Genomic DNA, 19537 nt, shown 5'->3' on the forward strand with positions numbered 1-19537 from the left:
TAAGGCTAAGTAAAGGAGGTTGGGTATATGAAAAAGAGGTTCATTTTATTACTTCTGGCCATCATACTCGTTAGTAGCCTCGCTATTGGTCAAGTTTACGATCGAAAGGAAACTCTGTACGCCGGTGGAGGCCTTTGGAGTCCACCGAACAACTGGAATCCATTTACCCCATGGGCGATTATGACCGGAACCAACGGTCTAATCTATGAATACCTGTTTATGTTCGATCCTCTGAGCAACGAGATGATACACTGGCTTGCAGTGGATGGAGGATGGATAGACGGAAAGACCTACGAGCTGAAGCTTCGAGACGGAGTATACTGGACGGATGGAGAGGAGTTTAATGCCGAAGATGTGAAATTCACATTCGACATCGCAAAGAAGTATCCCGGAGTCCATTACAGCTCCATGTGGAACTGGATGAAGGAAGTGGAGATTGTAGATAGACTGACTGTGCGAGTCCACTTCACCGAACCGCTGTATCAGCAATGGTCTTTCCAGCTCTATCAGTTGCCTATGGTTCCCGAGCACATATGGAAAAACAAGACGGAAGCCGAAATTCTGACTGGAGCGAACGAGGGTCCTATTGGAACGGGTTGCTACACAGCCGAAGGTTACGGTCAGGACAGAATGATCTATTTGAGAAACGAAAACTGGTGGGCTATCGAGCAGCTGGGGATAAAGCCTACGCCCAAGAGAATAGTCTACCTCACCGTTTCGGGAAACAACGTAGCTCTCGGTATGATCTTCAAAGGGGAACTGGATATCAGTAACTTCTTCCTTCCCGGAATCCCCGCCGTCAAATCCGCTTACGGAATCCATACATATTTCGATGGCGCGCCTTACATGCTTTCCGACAATACGGCAGTTCTCTTTCTAAACAACAGCAGAAAGCCGATGGACGATGTTAACTTCAGGAAGGCCGTTGCCTGGGCAATAAACGCCGACGACATAGTCACAAGGGTTTTCGAAAACCAGGTAATCAAGTCTAACCCGCTTGGCTTCCTTCCTATCGACGCCTGGATGAAGTATTACGATGAAAAGGTTGTCGAGCAGTATGGATTCAAGTACGATCCATCGGTTTCCAAAAAGGTCCTTGCCGATGCGGGCTACAAGGACATTAACGGAGACGGATTTGTCGAGGCGCCGGACGGTTCCGAGATAGAGCTCTCTATAATAGTTCCATTCGGCTGGACCGACTGGATGGAGTCGATAAAGATAATTGCCAACAACCTGAACGCCGTGGGCATTAACGCAAAGGCCGAGTTCCCCGACTATTCGAGGTATCAGGACGAGCTTTACGGCGGCAACTTCGATATGGCGATAAACAACTTCAACAGCAACCTGTCTAACACAGTATGGAGTTACTACTACTGGCTATTCTGGGATATCAGAGAACAGCAGACTCAGGGCAACTACGGAAAATACAACAATCCCAAGGCCTTTGAGTTGATGGAAGCCTTCGACAGAACGCCTGTCGATGACTACGAGACTGGTCAAAAGATCATGTCGGAACTGGAAGAGCTTTTCTTGAAAGAGATTCCCTACGTTCCCCTCTGGTTCAACGGAATGTGGTTCCAGGCAAGTACCAATGTTTGGACCAACTGGCCGAGCGAACATGGTCCTCACTACTATCCATGTACCTGGAACGGAAAATGGCAGCTCGGTGGTATATTCATGCTGACAGCCCTGGAGGCTAAGTAGCGGAATATAATCTTCGCCCCCATGGACTTCCGGCCCGTGGGGGCTTTTGGCAGACTGAGATTAAACGGTTTGGCTCATGCGAGATTCAACCTGTCATGTTCGGGCTCCCAGTGTTGTTTTTCGCTGAGCGACGAACAAGAGAGTTCTAGCAAGACGTCCGAATTCCGAAAGACAATAGCGATAATGGTACAGACTGGAGAGATCGAGATGCCGGACTGCCTATGAGTATAAGGTTGCACCCAGGTCTTCATACGCGCAGTCTCTAAACATTATTGAACCAACTTTCAGCAATTTATGAAGAAAGAAAAACCTGTCTAATCGCCTCTCTCTGTCAAGCGAGAGCCTGAAGAGCCTCGAAATCTAAATGGGTGATCGGAAGGGATAGAGTATCGCACTTTCAACTGAAAATAACTTTTGGTTGGGCAAGAAGATGAAGCTCTCCATCACGTGGGTAGGGTAAAGGAAGGAGACTCAGACTGTGGGAGCCTATTTCAGAAGAAAGATAATAATCTACCTGCTGACATTTGTATTTGCGGTTACGATAGACTGGATGATACCGCGATTCATGCCCGGCAATCCAATTACGAACCTACTGTCTAGGTTTTCCACCAGATCGGATACAACCGAGGTAATCGCCGGCTACCTTAACGAGATCTACGGGCTGGACAAGTCGCCCCTTCACCAGTATTTCGCTTTTTGGGCGGGCCTTTTCAGAGGCGATCTCGGAGTCAGCATATATGTTACAGGGGCTCCCGTTACGAGGGTAATAGCCAGGGCCCTGCCCTTTGATCTTGCCCTTTTGATTCCCGCAATAATGTTGAGTTATATAGCCGGGAACAAGTTCGGCGCCTTCGCCGCCAGGAAGAAGAAACTTGACGGCATCGTCTTGCCTATATGGTACGTGCTTACGGCCACGCCCTACATGTGGCTCGGTATACTTCTGGCCTGGTTCTTTGGGGTCGCGCTAGACGTTCTCCCCATAGCGGGTGCCTACAGTTTTTCAATGGTTCCCAACTGGAGCTGGACCTTCATCTGGGATTTCCTGAAGCACTGGATACTTCCCTTCAGCTCTCTCTTTCTCGTGCAATTTGGAGGCTGGGCCATCGGAATGCGTAACATGATCATCTACGAACTCGAGGCCGAGTATTCCAGATACCTTGAATCTCTGGGTGCCTCGGGAAGACTGGTCAGACGGTATGCCTATAAGAACGCGGTCCTTCCTCAGATCACGGGACTGGCTCTCCAGCTAGGTGTCATAGTTGCCGGGGCTCTTGCTACCGAAGTCGTCTTTTCATACCCCGGCATCGGATATCTTCTAAAGGAAGCGATAATGAATCAGGATTACTTCCTCATACAGGGCTGTTTTCTGTTCATAATCGTCGGCGTGTTGTTGGCTAACATCATTCTGGATATCGCGTATATACTGATCGATCCGAGAATCAGGCACACGGCAGAAGGAGAGACTGTATGAAGACAAAGAATGAATTTCTATACTTCGCCCTGAGGAACGGACGTTTGAAGGTCGGCTTTTTCATACTGGTGATCTTCATCTTACTGGCGATCTTCGGACCTCTCTTCGCGAAGTACGGACCGCTCGATTATGCGGGGCCAGGTTACCACCCTCCTTCAAAAGAGTTCTGGTTAGGAACCACAACCTTCGGGCAGGATGTTTTCTCGCAGACGGTTTATGGGCTGAGGTCAACCTTCCTGGTCGGATTGGTTGCCGGAGGTCTAGCGACAGTTCTGGGAGTCCTAATCGGCTTCGTAGCCGGCTACCATGGAGGCATGATCGACGAACTGCTCAACATGTTGACCAATGTGGTAACCGTGATACCGACGCTGGCCCTCCTTCTCATTGTTGCGGCTTATCTGCCGTACAGGGGAATACTCGTCCAGAGCATATTTATAGGGCTCACCTCCTGGCCGTGGGCGGCGAGAGCGATAAGGGCCCAGACGTTCACTTTGAGAACGAGGGACTTTGTGGACCTCGCAAGAATCACTGGCATGAAACCCTTGAGGATAATCTTTGGGGAGATCGCTCCAAACATGATGTCCTATCTCTTCATGACGTTCATACTCCAGTTTGGAGGCGCCATTCTCGCGGCCGTTACGCTTGATTTCATCGGGCTCGGCCCGACTCAGGGGATCTCGCTCGGACTCATGATGCAGAATGCGGTTCTTTGGAGCGCAATTCAGCTAGGAATGTGGTGGTGGCTGATACCTCCCGGAGTAGCCATTACGGCTATCGTCGGCGCGCTCTACTTTATGAATACTGGACTGGACGAAGTCTTCAATCCTAAATTGAGGGAGCTGTGACAATGTCTCTAAGCGTGGATGGCCTTAGAGTCTATTACCAGACTCTTAAGGGAGATATAAAGGCACTGGACGGTGTGAGTTTCGACCTTCGTGATGGGGAGATAGCAGGAATTGCCGGAGAATCGGGCTGCGGAAAATCGACTCTCAGCAACTCCCTAATAATGCTTCGCCTTCCGATGAAACTCGTGGAGGGCAGTGCCTCTCTTGACGGAAATCCACTCCCAATCGGCGATCAAAGAAAGATGAACGACTTCAGATACAAGAGAATCTCGATAATCCCTCAGTATGCCATGAATGCCTTGAATCCCACCGTGAAGCTCAAGAGACTCATCTCAGATCTTCTCGCCTGTCACGGCGTGGGATATGAAAAGACTCTCCCCGAACTCAACAGGAGGTTGGATCTCGTGGGTCTGGATAGATCGGTCCTGAAGATGTATCCCGTAGAACTGTCGGGCGGAATGAAGCAGAGGGCCGTAATGGTTATCTCGACGCTTCTGAATCCCTCTCTGCTGATAGCCGACGAGATCACATCGGCCCTGGATGTCTCGACTCAGCGAGCAGTGGCTGAGATGATCGTGGAGTTCAGGGACAAGGGCTTCGTCAAAAGCATCATCTTCGTTACCCATGACATCTCCATACTCTACCAGATAGCCGATTCTATTCTTATAATGTACGCGGGCAAGCTTGTCGAGCGGGCCGCCACGGAAGTGATAATAAAAAGGCCCGTCCATCCCTACACGAAGATGCTTATCTCGTCTCTGCCGGAGGTCGGCGTTCACTACACAGATAAGAGACTGAAAGGGATCCCTGGAAAACCCCCTCAACTCCTCTCGCCTCCGCGGGGCTGCAGATTCAAGGACAGATGCCCGATCGCCTTCGAAAAATGCGAAGAGGAACCGCCCATAGTTGAAATTGAGCCTTCACACTGGGTGGCCTGCTGGGGAGTGAACTAGATGCTTGAGCTCAGTAATCTGACGAAGGTCTTCAAGACGGGAATGTTCTCTTCAGGCAGGCTCAAGGCCGTAAACAACGTCTCATTCAAGATCGAAGAGGGAGAGGTCACCTCGCTCATAGGCGAGAGCGGGAGCGGAAAAAGCACCATAGGAAAGATGATCTTGAGATTGTTGACAATCACCGAAGGGGAAATACGACTTGACGGACGTGATATAAGCGGGCTGAAGGGCGCAGAGCTAAGAGACTATTACAGAAAGGTCCAGGGCGTCTTTCAGGATCCCTTCAGCTCCTATAATCCTATCTTCAAAGTTGACAGAGTCTTCGAGAATCTTAGATCGGTCTTCTTTGCGAAGATGCACTACAGCGACTGGATGGACAAGGTCCACACGGTCCTGAAACTGGTTGGCCTCGATCCGGATCAGATTCTGGGCAAGTATCCTCATCAGCTGAGCGGCGGACAGCTCCAGAGAATCCTGATATCCAGGGCCCTGCTGCTGGACGTGAACCTTCTAGTTGCCGACGAACTGATTAGCATGCTCGACGCCTCTACAAGAATCGACGTTTTGAACCTGCTCGCAGACCTCAAAAAGAAGGGGCTTTCAATCCTCTTCATAACTCATGACCTGTCTCTCGGCTACTATTTGAGCGAAAGAGCTGTGATACTGTTCAAAGGTCATGTCGTAGAAATGGGAAGAACTGACAAAGTTTTCTTCAACCCCCAGCACCATTACACATGCAAACTTCTCTCTTCAGTACCGAGGCTCGACAAAAAGTGGGAGAATATTGAAAGCGATCACAAAAAGAAAATAGACGGACGGAAGTGTTTCGATCCCATCGTGGATGCGGAACATGAAATGGTGGAAGTTGAAGAGGATCACTATGTTGCCGTACAAAGGAGATGAAGACATGTTTGGCGAAGATTTCCTGTTCGGTGCCTCTCTTTCGGGATTTCAGTTCGAGATGGGCAGGAACTCCCCCGAGAGCATCGACCGCGGCTCGGACTGGTACGTTTGGGCTCATGATAAATTGAACATCGAAAACGGGATAGTCAGCGGGACGTTTCCCGAAAGCGGGCCGAATTACTGGACAGGTTTCGAGGAGTTCCACAGACTTGCTGCCGGCGCGGGAATGAATATAATACGAATAGGCCTTGAGTGGTCCAGAATCCTCCCCAAACCGACTTTCGAGAGATGGGCAGATGATTTGGATGACATATGCAACACTGAAGCGATAGAGCATTACAGAGGGATCATCGGGGACATAAGAAACCGAGGAATGAAGGTGATAGTCAATCTCAACCATTTCTCACTCCCCATTTGGCTCCACGAACCGATTAGGGTCAACAGATACTCCGATTTCACCGCCGGGGGCTGGGCCGATCCCCGCGCTGCGGAGGAATTCCGTAAATTTGCCGGTCTCTGCGGAAGGAGACTCGGAGACATCGTCGACATGTGGTCGACCGAGAATGAACCGAATGTCTTGGCTACGCTTGGCTACAGAAACAGAGCCTCTGGGTTCCCTCCCTCGATAATCAGGCCCGAACTGGCGCGGGTAGCCCGCGACAATCTAATCAATGCCCATCTACTTGGATACGAGGAACTAAAGAAAGAAACGAGCTCTCCGGTAGGGCTGATCTACGCTATAAGCTGGATAGACGGGGAGGAAAGGGCGGTCGATCCTGCCCTGAAAGCTCAGTTTGAATTTATCGACCGCATAAAAGATAGTACGGACTTTCTGGGCCTGAATTACTATTCACGGATGGTAGTAGAAAGCGATGAAGAGAGCGACAGCGGATACAGAACCCTGCCGGGATTTGGGCAGGGCTGCAAGCCCACCTCGCTTTCCAGATCCGGCAGACCGACGAGCGATTTCGGCTGGGAGATCTACCCCGAAGGGTTATACAATATACTGAAGACGACTATGAGAAGGTACGACGTTCCAGTCTTCGTAACCGAGAATGGAATCGCCGATGCCACGGACGGACTGAGGCCATACTATCTCATAGGCCACCTGAAAGCAGTGGAAAAGCTTATTGAAGAGGGCTTCAGCGTGAAGGGGTACATGCACTGGTCTCTCACCGACAACTATGAATGGGCTTCCGGCCTTGGGATGCGTTTCGGACTGGTCAGTGTGGACTTCAAAGATGGAAGCCTCACTCCGAGACCCTCCTACTACCTTTTGAAAGAAATCATAAAGCAGGGCTCGGTTAATGGTTTCAAGAAGATGCTGAAAGAGCCGTACGACATTTTTGACGAAACCCTGCTCATCGAATAGGGGGAAAGGACTGGATGGTGACGATAAAGGATGTCGCTGCCGAAGCCGAGGTTTCGATTGCGACCGTCTCTCGGGTATTGAACGGAAGCGGCTATGTTTCCGAAGATACGAAGCTGCGCGTGTTGAGGGTGATCAACAGACTCAACTACCATCCCATGCCTTCGATTCGAAAGAGGAGTCTCTACAGAACCCTGGGCGTCCTCCTGCCCAACACCATGGGAAACCATTACGGCGAAATCTTCATGGGAGTTGAGGATTATGCTCACAAAAACGGTTTCAACGTGATGCTTGCCATGGCCAGAGAAATGGTCAGTCGTGAACAGGAGATTCTGAACGAATACTTCCAGCGAAAGGTAGATGGAGTCATAGTTGCGACTCTTCACAGCGACGAGCACATGCTCAACAGGTTCATAGAGAGTGGGATAGTCGTTGTCGCCGTCGACTCCCCTATAAGAGAAGTCAAGGCCGATTCCGTAAACATAGACAACTCATATGCGGCATACAACGTTGCGAAATTCCTCTACGAAAAGGGGCACAGACGGGTTCTCTTTCTCCCGGGGCAGGAAGGAGTGCACGCTTCAAAGGAGAGGTTGAAGGGGATGAGGAAATTCGCTTCGAGGACCTCGGATTTCGATCTGAAAGTCTCGAGGATAGGGGGTTTCGAACCTCACCACGGGCAGGAGGCGATCCGTGATCACCTTCGGGATTTCGGTATCGATTTCACGGCGATCTTTGCCGTCAACGACCACGTGGCAATGGGGGCAATGCAGGAGCTTCACAAAAACGGTGTTCGTGTCCCAGACGACGTATCCGTGATCGGGTTCGACGATTCCGTTCACGCGCCCTATACGATCCCCACATTAACCACCGTCTCGCAACCGAGAATCGAAATGGGAAGCGCCGCGGCCCAGCTGCTTATAGAGAGATTGAGGCTCACCCAGAAGAGAGTATTCAGGAATATAGTTCTGCCCACGGCCCTCGTCGAAAGGGAATCGGTTAAAGCCGTATAGGAGAGAGGAAGGAGAGGACCTCTTTGTCGATCACAATGCTCGGCCATAAACTCAAAAATCTCCCCTGGGAAGAGAGACCCAAAGATTATCTCGAACCGGTCTGGAGATACTCGAAAAACCCCATAATCACACGGAAAACGGTGAGAGACGCAAACAGCATCTTCAACAGCGCCGTCGTAGCCTACAAGGATGAATTCAGGGGAGTATTCCGTATAGATACGAAAGAGCTTGTCATGGAGCTTCACTCGGGAAGAAGCAAAGACGGATTGTCGTGGAACATAGATCAGGAGAGAATCGAATTTAATGCCGAAGACCCGGAAATAGGCCGATTCGTTTACGGATACGATCCCAGAGTCGTCTTCCTGGAAGACAGATACTACATAACCTGGTGCAACGGTTATCACGGGCCTACCATAGGCGTTGGCTACACTTACGATTTCCAGAGATTTTATCAGCTTGAGAACGCATTCCTTCCCTTCAACAGAAACGGGGTCCTCTTCCCGAGAAAGATCAAAGGAAAGTTTGCAATGTTGAGCCGGCCGAGCGACAACGGTCACACTCCCTTCGGAGACATCTTCTACAGCGAGAGCCCCGACATGATTCACTGGGGCTGCCACAGGCATGTAATGTCACCCGTGTCTGGCTGGCAATCGACCAAAGTGGGGGCCGGACCGATTCCAATAGAGACCTCGGAAGGTTGGCTGCTAATCTATCACGGAGTATGGACATCCTGCAACGGCTTCATTTACAGCACCGGCGTAGCCCTTCTCGATCTGGAAAGGCCCTGGAAAGTAATCAAAAGGTCGAAACACTACATACTCAACCCGAGAATGCCTTACGAAAACATTGGCGACGTCCCCAACGTCACCTTCCCCTGCGCAAGCCTTCAGGACCCCGAAACGGGCAAAATCGCCATATACTACGGGGCGGCCGACACCGTTACCGCCCTCGCCTTCACAACCGCAGAGATCCTGTACGACTTCCTACAAGATCACTCATATTGAGACTGCCCTTATGTAAAAGACAGCGCCAGGAGATTAGTATCTGTGCCGGTCCTTTCGGTTGTCTCTTACGCGCTTGTCAGTTGAAGTTCTGATAATAGCCAATACTGCAAGCAAAATGAAAGTCACATGTTGCCACTGCTTGCAGTGACTGGCCTCAGCTTGAAGCTGAGACTGGCACCACGAAGTGGTACCGGCGGCGATGATTCTCGCCTCTTGACTGGCTTCTAATGCTTCCCGCTGAAAGCGGCATCACTTATGCTCTTGGTCGCGATTCGGAGGACGGAGAACCTTTGACGGTGGACCTGAGAGGCTTCCTGCCGGAGGCAGCCTTGCATCTTGGTATGTTCTTTTCGAGTCCGCCTCTAAATCCCCGCTCGAGGGGGGCCGCTTGCGATGGGGTGTGTGCTCTTTGAAGCCGCTCTGCTCACTCGTCCGGGCATGCGGCAATGTGTCTGTCAATTTGCAGCTGCTCTTGTCGAAGGACGGAGGGATTCACTATCTGGAAGAAGGCTCTTCCCAGCGATCAGCGTGCAGCGTCTTCTGGCCAAGCGGCCCTTTCCCCGCAAAGCGGAACTGGCCGCACGAAGTGCGACTGGCCTCTGCCAAGGCAGAGACTGGCCTGCGCAGCAGACTGGCTCCTTTTTGCCTCCTGCAAAGCAGCATCACTTCCCCGGATGATCCTTCGGGCATCACTTCCGCCCGTGATCTTTCGGCGCATCACTTCCTGGGATGCTTTTCCCAGCCTTGCGTCCGCAGAGACCTTCCCAATAGCCAAGAACAAGGCTCTTACCTCTGAAACGACGAACAATCACCTGGTATCTATTCCCTAAGGTTAACTGAATGTAAAAAACGGAGTCTGTCACGAAAGGAAGTACTATTTGCAGATAGCGATTGAGAAACGTAATGATTCTGAGCCACTAGAACACAAAAAGAACCAAGTGTTTTTCACCTTCTTTTTTGCCCGGCAATGATGCCGGGTCTTTTTTTCCAATGATCGAAAAGGATGAATTTTGTTTTCAATGTAAACTCCTTTATAATTCTGTTTGGATTCGATCGTTTTTGGGGGATGTCTGGAACGAGAAAAGGAGGCTCGAAATGCGAAGAACTATCTTCTTTCTCTTATTTGTTTTGTCTACACTGGTGTTTGGACTTGAACCAATTACTCTTCGAATGGGCGATACTTCAGCCACTTACTACAGGGAGGTGAGTTTTTCTATCCTTATGTGCCAGTGCAATTCTTACTTGTAGATCCTTTCAGAAGCTCTTGTTTTTCGACACTTTCGTGTCTTTGTAACCGCATAATCCGTTGCATCCTTTCAAAAGGCCTTAATACATTCTTGGATTTTGATTTATTTGTTACAAGCGATATAATGAACATAAATCAAGCCTTATGAAGTCTTTGCCAGAACAATTATGAATCGCTTAAATAGGGCATTACGTTGTTACCTTAACACTAATTGTCAAATTAATATTGCCTACACAAGATGAATTGAGGTGATAGTTTTGCGATTGCTCGCAACGTATGAAACTCCGGACCCCGTTCCTTTGGACTATCGAAAGGGATTCATGTCGCTTATAAAGGAATCACTAAGAACTTTCTCTGAAAAAGAGTTCGAAAGAGTTTACGGCGGACGTGCCGGCAGAAATATTGTCTTCAACTGTTGCTTTGGAAAGGACATGCGGATAGACAAGAAAAACGAGACCATTATTTTAAATTTCCCAACCTTTCTCTTTGAACTCTCCAGCCCAGACACCAAACTCATCGCGATGATCTATAACGGTCTCAGGAAGAACCGCGAATACGCAATCTTTGGTTCTAAGATCAAGCTTAAAGACATTAAGCCTGTAAACACTCTTATCAGATCGAAAGATAGAATCCGTGTTCGTTCTAGCTGCCCCGTCTTGGTGAAATCAAGTCCAGATAATGGATCAAGATATCTGCTGCCTGGAGAAGATGCCTTCTATGGCAGCATGAATCACTTCTGTAAAGTGAGATACGAAGAATACTTCTCGGAGGAGTTCAATGGAAGCGTTGAGCTTATTCCTCTTGAACTGAAAAGAGTTGTGGTGAAGCACATGGGAACCTACCACACAGGATTCAAAGGGGTTTTCGAGCTAATCTCTTCGACCAATATGCTTCAGTTCCTGTATGATGCGGGAATAGGAACGAGGACATCGCAGGGATTTGGAATGCTGGAGCTGATATCATGAAAGTCTACGCATCTAACTGGCTAATAAACATGGGTATAGTTGGTTTCCTGAGAATCTTGAAGTACTCTGGCGTAGATATTGCCAAGCTCTTCAACGCAGACGGTTCAATAGAGCTGACAGAAGATCTGCTGGATAACTTCGGGCACAAGTATCTTGCTTATAGTCTTTACTGGTACACAAAAGAACTTATCGATAATCTTCCATATAACGAAGATCTGGAAGAACAGACGAAAATTGCAATCAAGAGCCTTGAAGAAGCGTTGAAAGATGTAGAGACGCAACTCGCTGAAAAGCCCAAGAACAAGGACTCTCTAAGCGAAAGGAAGAAGCAAGTAACCAAAACTATTGAAAAACTCTCAAAGTTTCCTACTGAATTCAACTTGCTTTTGAATTACTATGCCAATCTGCCCCTTATAGCAAATCCATCCAGCAAAACCTCAAAGCGTGCGGAGTCAATCGACGAGGAATTTGTACATCCAGCTATTGACTCGCTGGATGGAACACAGGATAATTCTCAACCGCTGTGTTCGATGTGCTCCAGAGTCAGGTCCAAACCTCTGGAAAAAGGAAATTCTATCTTCTCGAAATCCCTGTTCTCTCCTCTTGGGGTAAGCCTAAATAAGTTTGTTAACTACTTCTACAATCTGGAACCACATATGTACGTTTGTCCTGTCTGCAGATTCTTACTGGTCTGCGCTTACGCTGGATTGACCAGGAAGCCTTACGATCATGTTGACAAGACAAACGAGGTTTTCGTAAATCTTGCGGCTCTCGGAATAGAAGAACTGTTCAATTTGAACGAAGGAATCTCTCTTGTATACTCCCTTGAAAAGGGGGAGACCCTATATGAGAGAGTTATAGAGCTATCTCTATCAGGTCATATAGAAAGGAAATCGCAGTGGTCACTTGAGAACGTGCAGTTTATAGAGATGCTTGCAAAGCCACAGAAGGATACTCCAAATCTCAAAACTTATAGCCTTTCTCCCGATGTCGCTAGACTCTTTGCCGATCCCAAAACTGTAGACACGAACCTGAAGAACATAACAGGCAGGATACTCCTTACTGAGGGAACAAATGAAGAAGGTCCTATGAAGCAATTGGTTCTCAAGAACCTCATAAATGGCAAAGACTTAATGGAACCTGTCTTTCTTGCTCTGAGAACTTTTGTCAAGACCGATGGGTATTTCGTCTGGTTGCTCATATCTGCTTTCAACACAATTTTACTATCCGCAAGAAGAAACTCAATTAGATCGGAAATAGATGGAGGTGCAAAGAACATGGGCGAAAGAGGTAACTATGGCATATTGAGGAAGTATCAGGAGATAGGTCAAAGAGATTTCACACACTTTGAGCTTGATAAAAAGAAGAGAATGTCTTACGTTCTCCTCTCGCTCATCCACAACAACAAAGCCGAGGAGTTCTACGAAAATCTACTGAAGATATACATAAACAGCGACAGGTCAATTCCAGAGGAGATAGTGGGGCTTCTTAGCGAGTCTCCGACCGCTACTTTCAAAGAGAAGGCCTTTGCCTTCATGACGGGATTCCTTATGGGAAAAGGGAAAGATGACAACGAAGATAAAGGAGGTAACCAGTAATGGAAAAGCATAACAGGGGCTTGACATTAACCGTCGTAGTGGAAGGGCAATCATTGAACTTTGGTGAAGGGTTCGGAAATGTGGCCACTCTTAAAAAGCTGAAGCGTGCAAATGGAAACGAGTACGATTTCTCCTCCAGACAGTCTCTCAGATACAGCATAGTCAAGATGGGCAACGAGAGCTTTGGCTGGAAGCTCTCTGCGGTAAAGGCGGAAGGATCAGGAAAGAATAAGGTGGTCCAGTTCATCGCAGAAGAAAGCATAGAGTCCTCTACCGAGATCGATCTGTTCGGTTATATGAAGACAAAAAGCAAAGGTAGTGAAGATAAAACGGCGACCAGAGTTGCCCCTGTAAGACTAACTCCCGCAATAGCCCTTGAACCGTTCAACTACGAAGTAGAGTTCCAGACGAACAAGTGGCTGGCAGACAGGGCAGGAGAGAATCCTAACATTGCGAACGCCGAGAATCACCGTTCTCTCTACAGGTATACCGTTACGGTCGATCTCGACAGAGTGGGTACCGAAGAGTGGAACCTGTCGCTACCCGAAGAAGAAAGAAAGGCGGAGGTTTCTTCTGAAGAAAGAAGCAAGAGAGTCTGCGAACTCCTTGAGATAATCAAATATCTCTACAGAGATATCCGCGGCAGGAGAGAAGACCTGAAACCTGTCTTCGTTGCAGGCGGAGTCTATAAGATCAAGAATCCGTTTTTCATGAACGCCATCTCGATTGCCTGGGATGGAGACAAACCAGTAATAGATCTTGATCCAATAAAGGAAATATCCGAATCCATAGAAGATGGAGAGACATTCATTGGTGCTCGCAAGGGTTACTGGGCAAATGAGTTTGACGAAAGTGTCATGTCGCCCGAACAGGCGATAGAGGGAATGAAGAATCTGGTCAAGTCTGTATACAGCGGGCAGTGATTTTATGGAATTTCTTAAAGCAAAGTTATACCAGGAGACGGCGGTCTACAGAATCCCTTTCTCGCTGGAGATAGTTGAGAGTTATCCGCTTCCGACTCCATGTACTGTAAATGGAATGATACACAGCCTTCTGGGGGCCGACAGCCTTATTCCGGGTCTAAATTTCAGTATTCAGGGCTCTCACAACGGCATTATGGAGGATTACCAGTGGTATAAGAAGATGTCACCGGCCGCAGGCGGAACTTACAGTGAGACAAAACGGCCTATGGTTGTTAATGTCCTCAATGGAGTTACGCTTACAGTACACATTGGTTCTAAAGACCACTTGCTCCTTGAGAAGATACTTCAGGTTCTAAACTGCCCACCATATTATCCCTTTTTGGGGAGGGCAGAAGATCTTGTTGAGATCGTTGGCGTGGGCTTCGTGCAGGTAAATGACCCTGAAACTGAAGAAGAGTATGGCCAGCCCGCATTTGTCCCAAAGGAGATGGCAGATTCACTCGGGATTTCCGGTACACTTCACAGATTGCCTTTGACCTATTCGTATAGAGAAGTGCCGCAACAGGGAAAGAAGAAGACACCGCCGTCAGTAATTCGAGAATTCGAATGGGGAGATTATTTCTATGTTGAAAGGCCCAACATAGAGGAAGCAAGAATAGATGAAGAGGGGGACCCCGTTTGGCTGGAATTGTAATATATGCAAAATCAAAACCCCCTGAGACGCTTTTCGATCACACAAAGGCGGTGGTTGATAACTCCCTGTCACTGTTGAATGCGTATGGGAAGAGGCTGAAGGATTCTTGGCCTGAATCTCTCGCCGACCTGAACAGCCTGATGAGAATAGTAGCAGCCTATCATGACCTGGGGAAGAACTACACGCCCTTTCAGAATGTCTTGAGGAAATCGATCAATATCGATCCTCTTGCTGTTTCATCACTAGATCCTCATATTCCGCACAGCTTTCTATCGGCTGCCTTCTTCCTTGCAGACGCGAGTGATCTTGAAATAGAGGATCAATGTCTCAAGGCATTACTGACAAGGGCCATAGCCTTTCATCATCACAGAGATATCATGGAAAGACTGTTAGATCCGGATAACGAGCTCCTCAAAGAAGTAATAAAGGAGGATATACAGCCCAACTACGAGAGACTTGATTTCATGAAAGAGCTGGGAATCATTCTTAACAAGCCCGGATTTAAAGGCATAAAGAGGATTCTTACCGGTACCTGGGATTCATACTGGGAATCCGTTGTAAGAAACAACCCCGAATACCAGAGGGCATATATCCTTCTTTCAGGGTTTCTAATGAAGGCCGATCACTCGGCATCGGCACATCTCCCCACTGAGTTTGAGCCACTCGCAAACACAAAGGATTCTGTCCTCAAGTATCTCGCAGGAAAAAAGATAGATGTTTCTTCCCTCTGGCAGCTGGAGGCCCTCGATTCAATTCGGGAGAGAAACGTGATACTGATTGCCTCTACCGGTATGGGAAAAACTGAGTTAGCCCTCCTGTGGAACGGTGATGCGAAACTTTTCTACACGTTGCCTTTAAGAACTTCGGTGAACGCAATGTTCAGCAGGATGCTTTCGGTTTTTGGTGACGATGGCCGAATAGGTTTGCTCCACAGTACTGCATCTGCGTATCTTCTTGAAGAGATAGAAAAAGGGGGCAAACAGGACGCCGAAATAGTTGGCCTTATGGACAGAGCGAGGCAGCTTTCCTTACCGCTAAGTGTTTCGACCGCTGATCAGTTATTCACCTCAACGTTCAAGTATCCCGGCTATGAAAAGGTCTACGCCACCCTTTCATATTCGAACATAGTAATAGACGAATTACAGGCATACAATCCCGAAATAGCGGCAGCAATTCTCTGGGGCCTGAAAGAAGTGACAGAACTTGGGTCAAGGTTTTGCCTAATGACTGCCACACTGCCAGGCTTCTATATGGACTTTGTGAAAGATAACCTTCCGGATCTGGTAATCGAAAAGCGCTTTCTCCAGGTCTCTAAACACCGGATAGAATTAGTCAGGAAGAACATCAATGATTCCTGTGATTCGATTATCGATTCATGGAGGGAAAAGGGAAGAGTACTGGTCGTAGTAAACACCGTTAAGCAGGCTCAAAAACTCTATGAAGAACTGAAAATAAGACTCGATAATGAGTCAGAAGATAATCTGATGCTCCTTCATTCGGGATTCATCCTGCGGGACAGGTCGCTTAAAGAAAATAAACTACTTGATGATAACAATCCTTTCACGGGAATTGTTGTCAGCACCCAAGTTGTAGAAGCGTCTCTCGACATTGATTTCCCGGTCCTGTTCACCGAGATTGCTCCGGCTGATAGTCTCGTACAGAGAATGGGAAGAGTTGAGAGAAGGATAAGGGAGGGGAAACTGAATCTCGAAAATCCAAATGTGTATGTATTCTGGAGTGATGAAACTTCAGGCGTTGGGTCTGTATATGAGAAGAGTCTTGTCTCAGGAACTGGAGAGCTCCTGGAGAATTATTCAGGCAGACTTCTTTCAGAAGAGGACAAACAGGAGATAGTGAACACTCTTTACTACAGCGACAATGCGAAGAAGGTTAAAGAGAAGTTCGAGAAGGCCATAGAAATGCTTAAGTTGGGTATTCTGAAAGCCAAGAACCGTGACGACGCTCAGAGACTCTTCAGAGACATATCATCTGTTGAATGCATTCCTCTCGCGGTTTATGAAAAAGAAGAAGATGTGATATTGCAGCTTGTGGAGAGGGTAGAATCCTCCAAAGAAAGAATTCCTCGCCTGCGCGCAGCCACCGAACTACAGGGATATACACTATCCGTGAAGAGATCCAGAGTTCCCGATTCAAAGATAGTGAAACTAATCGGAAGTACAGTCGTGATAAATATACCCTATGACGCTTCTACAGGAATCCAGTACGAAAAGGAAGAATCTCCCTTTGTTTGATACGGAGCTCCCTTCATATGGTGGTTTGCAGGTCTCATATTACACCGTATGCAAAAGAAAACTCTGGCTCTTCAGTCACGGAATTTCGATGGAGGGCGAAAACGAAAACGTGAAGCTTGGAAAGTTGCTGCATGAAGATTCCTATGAGCGAAAGGCGAAGGACATTCTAATAGACAACAAAATCAGAGTGGATTTCATTGATGGTGGCTCGCTTCACGAAGTGAAGAAGTCGTCCCGTCTTGAGGAGGCAAGTGAGAATCAGATTCTCTATTACCTGTATTATCTTTCACTAAAAGGTATCTTTGTGGACGGCGAGCTGCACTACCCAAAAGAAAACAGAGTGAAGAAAGTAACTCTCAATGAGACTGCCAGAGAGAAGATAGAGTCTATCATCTCTCACATTGACGAAGTACTGCAAATGCCTTCACCTCCTTCTCTTAATTCTGAATCGAAGCCTTACTGCAAGAAATGCGCCTATTATGACTTCTGCTATGGTTAGGAGGCCCCAAATTGAGGACTTACTACGTGATGAACAACGGAACGCTTCTGCGAGAGGGCAATACCCTCTATGTGAAGACCGAGGAAAGGAAGAAAGCTATTCCCATACAAGATATCCATGATTTGTATGTAATGGGAGAGGTTACTCTCAATTCCAAGGTGATAAACTTCCTGGCGCAGAACGGAAAGGTCGTTCACTTCTTCAATTACTACGGTTTCTACTCAAGTTCTCTCTATCCGAGAGAAACACTTGTTTCTGGTCATGTGAAGGTCAGACAGGCCGAACATTACCTGAACAGAAGGAAGAGGCTTAAACTTGCACAGTTGTTTGTAGATGGTGCAGCGACAAACATCCGGCGGACACTCCTGTACTACCAGTCAAGAGGAAGAGAACTCGGCAATACAATCGAGTCAATAGAGAAAGAAAGCGCGTCGATCTATGAATCCGGTGCAGTGGACCAGTTGATGGGTATAGAAGGAAGAATCAGAAGCACTTACTATTCGTGCTGGAACGATACACTGAAGGAAGCTCCTTCTTTCGACAAGAGGAAGAAGAGACCGCCGGACAATGAAGTCAATGCCCTTATTTCTTTTGGAAATTCCCTCATGTACACTGCAACTCTGAGTGAAATATACTACACACAGCTCGATCCAACAATCAGTTTTCTTCACGAGCCAGGTACAAGGAGATTCTCACTTTCACTTGATATCTCGGAGATATTCAAACCTCTAGTAATTGACAGGATGATTTTCAAACTCTGGAACAACGGAGAAGTCGATACCTCGGACTTTACCAAGAAAGAAGGAATATGTCTGCTCAGTGACAAGGGAAGAATGACGGTGCTGCAGGACTACGATGAAAGAATGAAGACTACGATAAAACACAGAAAGTCAGGCAAACACCTGACGTACAGGCAACTGATTCGCTCCGAATGCTACAAACTGAAAAGCACATAATAGGCGATGAAACTTACGAACCTTTCAAAGCCTGGTGGTAGTGATGTATGTTCTTGTGGTTTACGATGTTGCGGTAAAAAGAATAGACAAGATTAGAAAGCTTCTCAAGAGGCAGCTGAACTGGGTTCAAAACTCTGTCTTCGAAGGAGAATTAACCTCTGCTGGATTTGAAGCAATGAAGAAAGCTATTTCCAGAGTAATAAAGAAGGACGAAGACAGTGTATTGATCTACAAGATAAAAGATGAGAAATGGGTTAACAAAACCGTTATTGGTCTTGAAAAGGCGGACACGAAAAACTTCTTATGATTGAACTCTCGTCGGCTGAAATTCCTTCGTCATTTTGTTGCTAAAAGAGTGATTCTAAGTTCTCGACAAATGCCTATATCCCCTTTTTAAAAGCCCTTTCAGCATGTCGTCGGGTCCCAAGGAGATTCGCATCATGACAGCCCGACGATAAAGATAACCACTTTCTTTTGAGAGAATCGACTGCCGTCGGCTATAATTGGATGTAATAAGCCCTATTTTCGGGGGGTCCCCATATATCCTTGAAGGTATCTAAATCTTGGCAAAACATAAAAAACGTCAGATTCTGTGCTAGGTCCCCATATATCCTTGAAGGTATCTAAATATTCGCAATTATCCAAAATTTGTTTCCTGTAATTGCGTCCCCATATATCCTTGAAGGTATCTAAATTCAATATCGATACAGTTCCCCTCTGGATCTCGGATGCGTCCCCATATATCCTTGAAGGTATCTAAATAAAATCAGGGCGCTTACCGCTAAGAGAAAATCCTACGTCCCCATATATCCTTGAAGGTATCTAAATGAGATAGTAGGCTATATCCGATTCATTCTCTGACAGGTCCCCATATATCCTTGAAGGTATCTAAATGTGAAAGGGGGTTTCCAGTAGCAAGTTACTTCGTGGTCCCCATATATCCTTGAAGGTATCTAAATGTTTTCAATGTCGAATATGCGGCCAGGATTGGATAGTCCCCATATATCCTTGAAGGTATCTAAATTGAACGTATTGATACTTTGATTAGGGATCTTACTGGTCCCCATATATCCTTGAAGGTATCTAAATTGAAATAAAGGGGGATTGCAGCTCCGGCAACTTGAGTCCCCATATATCCTTGA

At 47.4% G+C, this 19537-nt stretch carries 17 protein-coding genes and 1 CRISPR repeat array; all 17 genes read left to right on the plus strand.

Annotated elements, in window-relative coordinates; genetic code table 11:
* Nucleotides 1-27 precede the first annotated feature (27 nt).
* The 17 genes from Y696_RS13860 (at nt 28) to cas2 (ending at nt 18702) form a co-directional block, all read left to right on the plus strand.
* Nucleotides 28-1704, plus strand: coding sequence for an ABC transporter substrate-binding protein (locus tag Y696_RS13860; protein ID WP_121510816.1), 1677 nt, complete (start codon nt 28-30; stop codon nt 1702-1704).
* 478 nt (nt 1705-2182) lie between these two features.
* Complete coding sequence (locus tag Y696_RS13865) at nt 2183-3175, plus strand: ABC transporter permease (protein WP_121510817.1); 993 nt, start codon at nt 2183-2185, stop codon at nt 3173-3175.
* A complete protein-coding gene (locus tag Y696_RS13870; RefSeq protein ID WP_103134775.1) occupies nt 3172-4020 on the plus strand; it encodes an ABC transporter permease in 849 nt (282 codons plus the stop codon). The genes Y696_RS13865 and Y696_RS13870 overlap by 4 nt, the downstream gene beginning before the upstream one ends.
* A gap of 2 nt (nt 4021-4022) precedes the next feature.
* Nucleotides 4023-4973, plus strand: coding sequence for an ABC transporter ATP-binding protein (locus Y696_RS13875; RefSeq protein WP_121510818.1), 951 nt, complete (start codon nt 4023-4025; stop codon nt 4971-4973).
* A complete protein-coding gene (locus tag Y696_RS13880; RefSeq protein WP_121510819.1) occupies nt 4974-5876 on the plus strand; it encodes an ABC transporter ATP-binding protein in 903 nt (300 codons plus the stop codon).
* The gene (locus tag Y696_RS13885; RefSeq protein ID WP_121510820.1) at nt 5854-7248 is read left to right on the plus strand and encodes a glycoside hydrolase family 1 protein; all 1395 of its coding nucleotides are present in this window, start codon (nt 5854-5856) and stop codon (nt 7246-7248) included. Before Y696_RS13880 ends, Y696_RS13885 begins: the two co-directional genes overlap by 23 nt.
* A gap of 14 nt (nt 7249-7262) precedes the next feature.
* A complete protein-coding gene (locus Y696_RS13890) occupies nt 7263-8258 on the plus strand; it encodes a LacI family DNA-binding transcriptional regulator (RefSeq protein ID WP_121510821.1) in 996 nt (331 codons plus the stop codon).
* 23 nt (nt 8259-8281) lie between these two features.
* Nucleotides 8282-9262, plus strand: coding sequence for a glycoside hydrolase family 130 protein (locus Y696_RS13895; RefSeq protein ID WP_121510822.1), 981 nt, complete (start codon nt 8282-8284; stop codon nt 9260-9262).
* 1095 nt (nt 9263-10357) lie between these two features.
* A complete protein-coding gene (locus tag Y696_RS14135; protein WP_183084243.1) occupies nt 10358-10510 on the plus strand; it encodes a hypothetical protein in 153 nt (50 codons plus the stop codon).
* Between the two features lie 255 nt (nt 10511-10765).
* Nucleotides 10766-11473, plus strand: coding sequence for a CRISPR-associated endoribonuclease Cas6 (gene cas6 / locus Y696_RS13905; RefSeq protein WP_121510824.1), 708 nt, complete (start codon nt 10766-10768; stop codon nt 11471-11473).
* Nucleotides 11470-13071 (plus strand): type I-B CRISPR-associated protein Cas8b1/Cst1, encoded by a 1602-nt coding sequence (gene cas8a1 / locus Y696_RS13910; protein WP_121510825.1) that lies wholly within the window; start codon nt 11470-11472, stop codon nt 13069-13071. Before cas6 ends, cas8a1 begins: the two co-directional genes overlap by 4 nt.
* The gene (gene cas7i / locus Y696_RS13915; RefSeq protein WP_121510826.1) at nt 13071-13994 is read left to right on the plus strand and encodes a type I-B CRISPR-associated protein Cas7/Cst2/DevR; all 924 of its coding nucleotides are present in this window, start codon (nt 13071-13073) and stop codon (nt 13992-13994) included. Before cas8a1 ends, cas7i begins: the two co-directional genes overlap by 1 nt.
* 4 nt (nt 13995-13998) lie before the next feature.
* Entirely contained in the window at nt 13999-14688 is a 690-nt protein-coding gene (gene cas5b / locus Y696_RS13920) for a type I-B CRISPR-associated protein Cas5b (RefSeq protein WP_121510827.1), read from the plus strand.
* Nucleotides 14673-16940: a CRISPR-associated helicase Cas3' gene (gene cas3 / locus Y696_RS13925; RefSeq protein WP_121510828.1), complete on the plus strand. Its 2268-nt coding sequence runs from the start codon at nt 14673-14675 to the stop codon at nt 16938-16940. Before cas5b ends, cas3 begins: the two co-directional genes overlap by 16 nt.
* The gene (gene cas4, locus Y696_RS13930; protein WP_220668803.1) at nt 16933-17439 is read left to right on the plus strand and encodes a CRISPR-associated protein Cas4; all 507 of its coding nucleotides are present in this window, start codon (nt 16933-16935) and stop codon (nt 17437-17439) included. The genes cas3 and cas4 overlap by 8 nt, the downstream gene beginning before the upstream one ends.
* 11 nt (nt 17440-17450) lie before the next feature.
* Entirely contained in the window at nt 17451-18395 is a 945-nt protein-coding gene (cas1b, locus tag Y696_RS13935; RefSeq protein WP_220668804.1) for a type I-B CRISPR-associated endonuclease Cas1b, read from the plus strand.
* A 43-nt stretch (nt 18396-18438) separates the two neighbouring features.
* Nucleotides 18439-18702, plus strand: a complete 264-nt coding sequence (gene cas2, locus Y696_RS13940; protein ID WP_121510830.1) for a CRISPR-associated endonuclease Cas2 — start codon at nt 18439-18441, stop codon at nt 18700-18702.
* Nucleotides 18703-18927: 225 nt separating this feature from the next.
* A CRISPR array of direct repeats spans nt 18928-19484; the repeat unit is 30 nt; unit sequence GTCCCCATATATCCTTGAAGGTATCTAAAT.
* Nucleotides 19485-19537 lie beyond the last annotated feature (53 nt).

Origin of the sequence: Mesotoga sp. H07pep.5.4 (assembly GCF_003664935.1) — a bacterium.
In the GTDB taxonomy this organism is placed as follows: domain Bacteria; phylum Thermotogota; class Thermotogae; order Petrotogales; family Kosmotogaceae; genus Mesotoga; species Mesotoga prima.